The sequence below is a fragment of the Salipiger sp. genome (assembly GCF_059781815.1).
On the sequence record NZ_JBYNAH010000020.1, the window covers coordinates 24,564 to 33,101 of the forward strand.

Consider the following 8,538-nt stretch of genomic DNA (forward strand, 5'->3'; position numbering starts at 1 on the left):
GTGACGCTCTGACTATCCGAGCGCCGTGTCATTGCCAACCGGGATTGGACCCTGACCATGCCATATCGCGCCCCCGTCTCCGAATTCAGCTTCCTTCTCGACAAGGTCATCGGCTTCAAGGCCGTGCAGGAGACCGAGCGCTTTGCCGAGGCGAGTCCCGACATGGTGAGCGCGGTGCTGACCGAGGCGGGCCGGATGTGCGACGAGGTCATGGCACCGCTGCAGCGCAATGGCGACCTGCACCCGGCGGTGCTCGAGAACGGCGTGGTGCGCAGCTCGAAGGGCTTCGATCAGGGCTACAAGGCCATCGCCGAGGGCGGCTGGGTGGCGATCACCGCCGATCCCGAGCATGGCGGCATGGGGCTGCCGCTCACCGTCGCCACCGCGGTCAACGAGATGATGTCGGGCGCCTGTCTGTCGCTGCAGCTGAACCCGCTGCTGACCCAGGGCCAGATCGAGGCGCTGGAGCATCACGCCTCCGAGGAGATGAAGGCGCTCTACCTGCCCAAGCTGATCTCGGGCGAATGGTCGGGGACGATGAACCTGACCGAGCCGCAGGCGGGCTCCGACGTGGGCGCGCTGTCGTCCAAGGCCGAGCCCAACGGCGACGGCACCTACGCGGTGACCGGGCAGAAGATCTATATCTCGTGGGGCGACTCGGACCTCGTCGAGAATGTCTGCCACCTGGTGCTGGCGCGGCTGCCCGATGCCCCTCCGGGCACCAAGGGCATCAGCCTGTTCATGGTTCCGAAATTCCTGCCCGACGAGAATGGCAACCCGGGCGTGGCCAACACGCTCAAGGTGGTCAGCCTCGAGCACAAGATGGGCCTGCATGGCAGCCCGACCTGCGTGATGTCCTACGAGGGCGCCAAGGGCTGGATCGTGGGCGCGCCCGGCGGCGGCATGAAGGCGATGTTCACCATGATGAACAACGCCCGTCTCGGCGTCGGCGGGCAGGGCGTGGGCGCGGCGGAAGGCGCCTACCAGCACGCGCTGGCCTTCGCCAACGAGCGCAAGCAGGGCAAGAACCCCTATGACACCATCATCGGCCATGCCGATGTGCGCCGGATGCTGGCCACGATGAAGGCCGAGATCCTCGCTGCCCGCGCCATCGCGCTCGATTGCGCCGTGTCGATCGACATGGGGCGCGCCACCGGCGCGGCCGAGTGGGAGGCGCGCGCCGCCTTCCTGACCCCGATCGCCAAGGCCTTCGGCACCGATATCGGCTGCGAGGTCTCGGAGATGGGCGTGCAGGTGCATGGCGGCATGGGCTATGTCGAGGAGAGCGGCGCGGCGCAGTTCTATCGCGATGTCCGCGTGACGGCGATCTACGAGGGCACCAACGGCATCCAGGCGATGGACATGGTCGGGCGCAAGCTGATGGATGGCGGCGAGGCCGCGACACGGCTGCTCGACGAGATCGAGGCCGAGGCCGAGGCCGCGAAAGGCACCATGCCGGAGCTGGCCGGGGCGGTCTGGGAGGCCGCCGAGACCCTGCGCGAGACCACCGAGTGGCTGGTGGCGCAGGCGATGCCGGCGCGCTTTGGCACGGCGGTACCCTACCTGCGGGCCTTTGCCCGGGTGCTGGGAGGGCACTACCACCTGCGCGCGGCGATGGCCGATCCGGACGGCGCCCATGGCAAGCTGGCGCGGTTCTACATCACCCGGCTGCTGCCCGAGCACGCCGGCCTGCTGGCGCATGTGCGCGCCGACGATGCCGAGCTGATGGCGATCTCGCCCGACGATCTCGCGGCGTGAGGCCATGACCACCGGCATCCGCTACCCGTTCGAGGCGCCGCCCGCGCATGGCGAGGTCATCGAGGTGGCCGAGGGCGTGCTGTGGATGCGGATGCCGCTGCCGATGGCGCTCGATCACGTCAATGTCTACGCGCTCGATGAGGGCGACGGCTGGACTCTGATCGACACCGGCTTTTCCTCGCCCCGCAGCCGCGCGCTCTGGGAAGGGCTGTTGGCCGGGCCGCTGAAAGGCAAGCCGGTGCGCCGGGTGCTGGTGACCCATCACCACCCGGATCACGTCGGGCTTGCCGGCTGGTTCCAGGAGCGCGGTGCCGAGCTGATCACCACCCGCACCGCCTGGCTCTACGCGCGGATGCTGACGCTCGACGATCAGGACCGGCCTTCGAAAACGGAGGTCGACTACTGGCGACGCTGTGGCATGGATGCGGAGATTCTCTCGCAGCGCGTCAACGAGCGCCCGTTCAATTTCTCGGATTGCGTCTGGCCGATGCCCGTTGGCTTCACCCGCATCGCGCAGGGCGACCGGCTCGAGATCGGCGGGCGCAGCTGGGACGTGCATATCGGCGATGGCCACGCGCCCGAGCACGCGACGCTCTGGTCGCGCGACGACAATCTCGTGCTGTCCGGGGACCAGATCCTGTCGACCATCAGCTCGAATCTCGGCGTCTACGCCACCGAGCCCGAGGCCGACCCGCTGAGCGACTGGCTCTCCTCCTGCGAGCGGCTCTCGGATCTGGCGCGCTGCGAGCATCTGGTGCTCGGCGGTCACAAGCTGCCCTTCACCGGGCTGCCCTTCCGCATGGCGCAGCTGATCGAGAACCACCATTCGGCGCTTGACCGGCTGCACGCGCACCTGAAAGAGCCGAAGGCGGCGGGGGAGTGCTTTCCGGTGCTGTTCAAGCGCCGCATCGGCCCCGCCGAATATGGCCTCGCACTGGTCGAGGCGATGGCGCATTGCCTCCACCTCTGGCACGAGGGCCGGGCCACCCGCGAGATGCGCGAAGACGGGGCATGGCTCTGGCAGGCGGTCTGATCTGCAGGCAGGCGCAAAAGATACCCGCAAGCTGCGGCTTTTGGGCAGGTGACAGGGGCCGGGAAATCCGCTAGTCAAATCAGCGACAACAGGAATGCCACAGGGACGGATCTGGAGATGGCTGAGCACAAGCACGGAACCATGGATATCACCGCGCAGGAACAGACGTTCCACGGGTTCATCAAGTTCGTCATTCGGACGCTCTATGTGATCTTTGCGATCCTGGTCATTCTGATGATCTTCGGCGCCTGAGGCGCCACCCTCACTCGTTCAGGAGCACGGTCGGATGACGTTCAAAGCCGCGGTTCTCGCCGGTCTGGCAGCGCTTTCGCTTGCCGGGTGCACCACGCCAAGCGCGCAGGCCCCCAACGCCACCGAAGCAGAGATTGCGGCGGCGGCCTATCGGCATGACGGCCCGCCCGCGATCACGCTCTACACCATGATCAACAACCGCAGCGATGCCGGCGCGCATTCGAGCATGATGATCAACGCACCGTCGCAACGGGTCATCTTCGATCCGGCCGGGTCGGTGCGGGCGAGCTGGCTGGTCGAGTCAGATGACGTGATCTATGGCGTCACGCCGAAGATCGCCGAGATCTACGCAGGCGCCCATGCGCGCGAGACCTACAGGGTGCGTATTCAGCATATCGAGGTGTCGCCGGAGGTGGCCGAGCGGGCGTTGCGCATCGTGCAGGATTACGGCGCGGTCTCGCAGTCGCGCTGCACGGTGGCAACCTCCACCGTTCTGTCGCAGCTGCCGGGGTTTCAGAGCGTCAGCACGACCTGGTTCCCGAACAACCTTGCCGACCAGATCGCCGGCATGCCCGGGCTCGAGGACTACGTGGTGCGCGAGAACGACGCCGACGACAAGCGGCTGGCCATCGCCGCCTATTCGGAAGAACTGGCCAGCCAGTAACGCTGGCCGGTCCGTCGGGCCGTTCTTTGCGGCTCAGCCGAGCCAGTAAAGTCCCGAGAGCAGCACCAGACCGCCCAGCACCATCGCGAGCAGCGGGTTCTTGAAATAGAACCCGACGCCGAGGGTGACGGCGGCGGCGGCAAGGCGCACCGGCTCGGGCTGGCCGTCATTGGCGGCGGGCCAGACGATCAGCGGCATGATCAGCGCCGGCAGCACCGACACCGCAGTGTAGCGCAGGTGGCGCATCAGCCATGCCGGAATCGGGCGGTCTCCGACCAGCCCGAGGAAGACGAAACGCAGGCCGAAGCTGCCCAGCCCCAGCCCGATGATGACGATCCAAAGCTCGGTACGGTCGATCATGCGGCCTCGCTCCGGCGCTCGATCTCGGCGCCTGCCATCATGCCGAGCAGCGCCGCGACCAGCAGGCCGAGATTGTAGGGAAGGAACGCGAAGAGCAGCGCCGAGACCGAGGCCACCAGCGCCGCGGCGCCATGGGCCCCGGTGCGCAGCGCCGGACCGACCAGCGCGAGGAAGGCGATCGGCATGGCAAAGTCGAGCCCGTTCTCGAGCGAGATCTGCGCTCCGACCAGCGCGCCGACAACGGTGAACGTGTACCAGAGCGGACAGATCGGGGTGATGGTTCCGATGAAATACGCGAATCGCTCGCCATGGGTCATCTCGGGTTCGCGTTCGTATTTCACGATCCCCAGCGCATAGGCCTGATCGACGAGGAAATAGGCCACGATACCGCGCTTCCACAGCGGCAGATGGCCGAGATGCGGGGTCAGCGAGGCCGAGTACATCGCCATGCGCAGGTTCACCGCCAGAGCCGAGGCTAGCACCACCAGCGTCGGGGCCTGATCCTGCATCAGTTGCAGCGCGGTGAATTGCGCCGCTCCGGCGATCACCGCGACCGAGAAGGACAGCGCCTCGAGCACGTTGAGCCCGGCGCTCTTCGAGAGCACGCCGAACACCATCGCGAAGGGCACGATGACGAGGATGAAGGGAGCCCCGTCACGAATGCCCTTGAGATAGCTTGACCGCAGGTCGCCCGTGTCCATCGTGCGTCTCCGTTGTGGGGAACGGTCCAGCCCTATCCAAGCCCCGCGTGAGATGCAATCGCGGCGGATTGCAGCCCGGGCTGTGCAGCGGCGCACCCTCCGGGGCTCCGGCTGGCGGTCCCGGGCTGTTGCCGGCCCGACAAAGGCCAGCCGAGCCGTGAAAGGCCGGTCTCAGTCGAAGGTGCCGGCGACCCGTCCCAGCAGCATGAAGGCGCGCGACGAGCGGGTGTTGGCCAGCTCGGTGATCTCGGCATCGGTTGCCTCGGGGGCAAAGCGCGCCACGCCCTTGTCGAACAGTCGCAGGAAGTGGTGCGCCGCATCGCGGAAGATCGGATCCTGCTTCATCCGCGCGTTGGTGAGCGTCAGCGACGAACGATCGCGTACGCCGCCGAGCGCCGCGACGGCGCGCCCGCGCGTGCCCTCGGCAAAGGCGCGCCAGAGCTCGGGGCGGGCCATGTCGGGGCGCAGATCGTCCATGTAGATTCCATCCTGGCTGAGCAGCGTCAGCACATCCTGCGCCGCCTGGATCAGCTGCGCCGCCTGACGGTCCTTGAGTGCTCGGCGCAAGGCCGAGAAGCCTTCCTCATCCTCGGCGGTTTCGGGGAAGTTCAGGGCGCGGATGAAATCGGCATTGGCCACCGGCGGCTGCAGCGCCTCTGCCGGGGTTCCGAGAGACAGCGCCGGCTGATCGTCGGCCGGGGCGGCCTCCGGCTGCGGAGCCGGCGCCATGACCGGCTGGCCCGTGGGGCCCTGCGAGACCGCGAAGCGCGCCAGCGTGGTTTCGGCCTTGCGCTGCGCGGCGGCAATCTCGTCGAGTTTCTTGGCGATCGAGCCCGGCCCGGCCTCTTTCCGCCCGGCCTGGGCCTGCGCGATATAGGCGTTGCGGATCGCGTCGATGGCCGATTGCAGACGGGCGCTTTCCTCGCGCATGACCCGGCTGGCCCGGGCCGCGGTGGCCGCGACCCAGATCATCGCCACCGGCATGAACATCACCATCATCGACAGCAAGAAGCGCAGGCCATCCGCGCTCTCGCCGCCGAAATAGAGGAAGAACACGCCGGACAGCACCAGCCATCCAAGGCTGAGCGCGATCGCCGTGATCTCGATGCCGGTGACGCCGGGCGCTTGCGGCCGGTCGTAGATCCCCAGCGGGGTGGAGCGGCTGTCTTTGCTGTCGGCCATCTGGCGCGGACCTTACTTGTAGTCGATGCTGAGGATCTCGTAGCTCTTTTCGCCACCGGGCGTGCGCACTTCGACGCTGTCGCCTTCCTCCTTGCCGATCAGGGCGCGGGCGATGGGCGACTTGATGTTGAGCAGGCCCTTGTCGATATTGGCCTCGTGCTCGCCCACGATCTGCCAGGTCTTTTCCTCGTCGGTGTCCTCGTCGACCACCTTCACGGTGGCACCGAACTTGACCGCGCCGCTAAGCTTGGTCGGGTCGATGACCTCGGAGAGGCTCATCACCGCCTCGATCTCCTTGATCCGGCCTTCGATGAAGCCCTGCTTCTCGCGCGCCGAGTGATATTCGGCATTCTCTTTCAGGTCGCCGAGCTCGCGCGCTTCCGCGATCGCCTGGATCACGGCGGGGCGCTCCTTGCTCTTGAGCGTCTTCAATTCGGTTTCGAGCGCGGTAAAGCCCGCGCGGGTGATCAGTATCTTTTCCAAGGAGGGGGCTCCTGAACGTACGGTTCGTGCATTCCAGTCTGAGTATGGCACATAACGTGCCACACGCCCCCCAAGTCAAGTGGGCAGGCGGCCGGCAGGCGGGGCTTCGCGCTGCATCCGGGCAGAATCATGCCCGCCCGCGCGGCAGGACAACTGCGACAAAAGCCTTGTAGCGCGGCGGCAATAGCCTCTCCGAATACTTGCGACGCGGTGTTTTGATTGACCTTCGCTGCACTGCCGCGCTACCTCGGTGCGCAAGAAAATTTCAAACCCAGCCAGCGGAGGGGTCGGCATGGCCGAGATCGAGCGCGAGTCGATGGAATATGATGTGGTGATCGTTGGGGCTGGACCGGCAGGTCTGTCCGCGGCGATCCGCCTGAAGCAGCTTGATGCCGATCTCGAGGTTGTGGTGCTCGAGAAGGGCTCCGAGGTCGGCGCCCACATCCTCTCGGGCGCGGTGCTCGACCCCTGCGGCCTCGACGCGCTGATCCCGGACTGGAAGGAAAAGGGCGCCCCGGTCAACGTGCCGGTGACCGAGGACAAGTTCTATGTGCTTGGCGAGGCCGGCAAGATGGGCATCCCGCACTGGCCGATGCCGCCCTTCATGTCGAACCACGGCAATTACATCGTCTCGATGGGCAATGTCTGCCGCTGGATGGCCGAGCAGGCCGAGGCGTTGGGCGTCGAGATCTTCCCGGGCATGTCCTGCTCCGAGCTGGTCTATGGCGACAATGGCGAAGTGAAGGGCGTGATCGCCGGCGAGTTCGGCAAGAACCCCGACGGCACCGCCGGCCCGGGCTACGAGCCCGGCATGGAGCTGCACGGCAAGTACGTGTTCCTTTCCGAGGGCGTGCGCGGCTCGCTCTCCAAGGAAGTGATCGCGAAATACAATCTCTCCGAGGGCAAGGAGCCGCAGAAATTCGGCCTCGGCATGAAGGAGATCTGGGAGATCGACCCCGCCAAGCACAAGGAAGGCCGGGTCGAGCACACCATGGGCTGGCCGCTGGGCGGAAATGCCGGTGGCGGCGCCTTCATCTACCACATCGAGAACAACCAGGTCTATGTCGGCTTCGTGGTGCACCTGAACTACAAGAACCCGCACCTCTTCCCCTACATGGAGTTCCAGCGCTTCAAGCATCACCCGCACGTGGCGGCGCTGCTCGAGGGCGGCAAGCGCGTGGCCTATGGCGCGCGGGCGATCTCGGAGGGCGGCTACCAGTCGATGCCGAAGATGGTCGCGCCGGGCGTGGCGCTTTTGGGCTGCTCGGTGGGCATGGTCAACGTGCCGCGCATCAAGGGCAACCACAACGCCATGCTCTCGGGCAAGGCGGCGGCCGAGGCCGCCTATGAGGCGCTGCAGGCGGGCCGCGCTTCCGACGAGCTGAGCGCCTACGAGACCGAGGTGCGCGAGGGTGCCATCGGCAAGGACCTGTGGAAGGTGCGCAACGTCAAGCCGATGTGGTCGAAATGGGGGATGGTCTCGTCGCTTGCGATGGGCGGGCTCGACATGTGGACCAACCAGCTCGGTTTCTCGTTCTTTGGTACCATGGGCCACGGCAAGACCGACGCCCAGTCGACCGAACCGGCAAGCCACCACAAGCCGATCGACTATCCCAAGCCCGACGGCAAGCTCAGCTTCGACCGCCTCACCAACGTGTCGTTCTCGTTCACCAACCACGAGGAAAGCCAGCCCTGCCATCTGCGTCTTGCGGACGAGGACGTGCCGGTGGCGGTGGACTACGCGAGCTATGCCGGCCCCTCGCAGCGCTATTGCCCGGCGGGGGTCTACGAGTTCGTTGAGGACGATGGCAAGCCGCGCTTCGTGATCAACTTCCAGAACTGCGTGCACTGCAAGACCTGCGACATCAAGGACCCGGCCCAGAACATCACCTGGACGGTCCCGCAGGGCGGCGACGGCCCGAATTATCCCAACATGTGACGGGGCTTTCCCCGCGCTGCGACGCCCAGAGCCCCGGACTGTGTCCGGGGCTTTCTTTTATCGGGGTTTTGCCCCTTGCAACGGGGTTGTGTGTTCCGCTAAAGGGGTCGGCGGAGAGGTGGCCGAGTGGTCGAAGGCGCACGCCTGGAAAGTGTGTAGGCGGGAA

At 66.4% G+C, this 8,538-nt stretch carries 9 protein-coding genes; 5 read left to right on the forward strand and 4 right to left on the reverse strand.

All coding sequences use genetic code 11. The annotated features are described in order from the left end of the window. Positions 1-57 precede the first annotated feature (57 nt). From AC6RA4_RS03990 to AC6RA4_RS04005, 4 genes are all read left to right on the forward strand, one after another. A complete protein-coding gene (locus AC6RA4_RS03990; RefSeq protein WP_500157607.1) occupies positions 58-1,758 on the forward strand; it encodes an acyl-CoA dehydrogenase family protein in 1,701 nt (566 codons plus the stop codon). Positions 1,759-1,762: 4 nt separating this feature from the next. Further along, positions 1,763-2,791: an MBL fold metallo-hydrolase gene (locus tag AC6RA4_RS03995; protein WP_500157609.1), complete on the forward strand. Its 1,029-nt coding sequence runs from the start codon at positions 1,763-1,765 to the stop codon at positions 2,789-2,791. A gap of 117 nt (positions 2,792-2,908) precedes the next feature. Beyond that, a complete protein-coding gene (locus AC6RA4_RS04000; RefSeq protein ID WP_500157611.1) occupies positions 2,909-3,043 on the forward strand; it encodes an aa3-type cytochrome c oxidase subunit IV in 135 nt (44 codons plus the stop codon). Between the two features lie 34 nt (positions 3,044-3,077). Further along, positions 3,078-3,707 carry a hypothetical protein gene (locus AC6RA4_RS04005; protein WP_500157613.1) on the forward strand — a complete coding sequence of 210 codons (630 nt, stop codon included), beginning with the start codon at positions 3,078-3,080 and terminating at the stop codon, positions 3,705-3,707. A gap of 33 nt (positions 3,708-3,740) precedes the next feature. On the opposite strand, the gene AC6RA4_RS04010 is transcribed toward AC6RA4_RS04005, so the two are convergent. The 4 genes from AC6RA4_RS04010 to greA form a co-directional block, all read right to left on the reverse strand. Next, the gene (locus AC6RA4_RS04010; RefSeq protein ID WP_500157615.1) at positions 3,741-4,067 is read right to left on the reverse strand and encodes an AzlD domain-containing protein; all 327 of its coding nucleotides are present in this window, start codon (positions 4,065-4,067) and stop codon (positions 3,741-3,743) included. Then, positions 4,064-4,768 carry an AzlC family ABC transporter permease gene (locus AC6RA4_RS04015; RefSeq protein ID WP_500157617.1) on the reverse strand — a complete coding sequence of 235 codons (705 nt, stop codon included), beginning with the start codon at positions 4,766-4,768 and terminating at the stop codon, positions 4,064-4,066. The genes AC6RA4_RS04010 and AC6RA4_RS04015 overlap by 4 nt, the downstream gene beginning before the upstream one ends. A 171-nt stretch (positions 4,769-4,939) precedes the next feature. Continuing rightward, on the reverse strand, positions 4,940-5,950 hold the full coding sequence (locus AC6RA4_RS04020; RefSeq protein WP_500157619.1) for a hypothetical protein: 1,011 nt from the start codon (positions 5,948-5,950) through the stop codon (positions 4,940-4,942). A gap of 12 nt (positions 5,951-5,962) precedes the next feature. Continuing rightward, complete coding sequence (gene greA / locus AC6RA4_RS04025) at positions 5,963-6,433, reverse strand: transcription elongation factor GreA (RefSeq protein ID WP_500157621.1); 471 nt, start codon at positions 6,431-6,433, stop codon at positions 5,963-5,965. Positions 6,434-6,725: 292 nt separating this feature from the next. On the opposite strand from greA, the gene AC6RA4_RS04030 reads away from it, so the two are divergent. Then, on the forward strand, positions 6,726-8,372 hold the full coding sequence (locus AC6RA4_RS04030; protein ID WP_500157623.1) for an electron transfer flavoprotein-ubiquinone oxidoreductase: 1,647 nt from the start codon (positions 6,726-6,728) through the stop codon (positions 8,370-8,372). Positions 8,373-8,538 lie beyond the last annotated feature (166 nt).

Bases quoted from the DNA above. Each gene is read 5' to 3' on its own strand.
- AC6RA4_RS03990 (WP_500157607.1), top strand. From the start codon at position 58: ATGCCATATCGCGCCCCCGTCTCCGAATTCAGCTTCCTTCTCGACAAG.
- AC6RA4_RS03995 (WP_500157609.1), top strand. From the start codon at position 1,763: ATGACCACCGGCATCCGCTACCCGTTCGAGGCGCCGCCCGCGCATGGC.
- AC6RA4_RS04000 (WP_500157611.1), top strand. From the start codon at position 2,909: ATGGCTGAGCACAAGCACGGAACCATGGATATCACCGCGCAGGAACAG.
- AC6RA4_RS04005 (WP_500157613.1), top strand. From the start codon at position 3,078: ATGACGTTCAAAGCCGCGGTTCTCGCCGGTCTGGCAGCGCTTTCGCTT.
- AC6RA4_RS04010 (WP_500157615.1), bottom strand. From the start codon at position 4,067: ATGATCGACCGTACCGAGCTTTGGATCGTCATCATCGGGCTGGGGCTG.
- AC6RA4_RS04015 (WP_500157617.1), bottom strand. From the start codon at position 4,768: ATGGACACGGGCGACCTGCGGTCAAGCTATCTCAAGGGCATTCGTGAC.
- AC6RA4_RS04020 (WP_500157619.1), bottom strand. From the start codon at position 5,950: ATGGCCGACAGCAAAGACAGCCGCTCCACCCCGCTGGGGATCTACGAC.
- AC6RA4_RS04030 (WP_500157623.1), top strand. From the start codon at position 6,726: ATGGCCGAGATCGAGCGCGAGTCGATGGAATATGATGTGGTGATCGTT.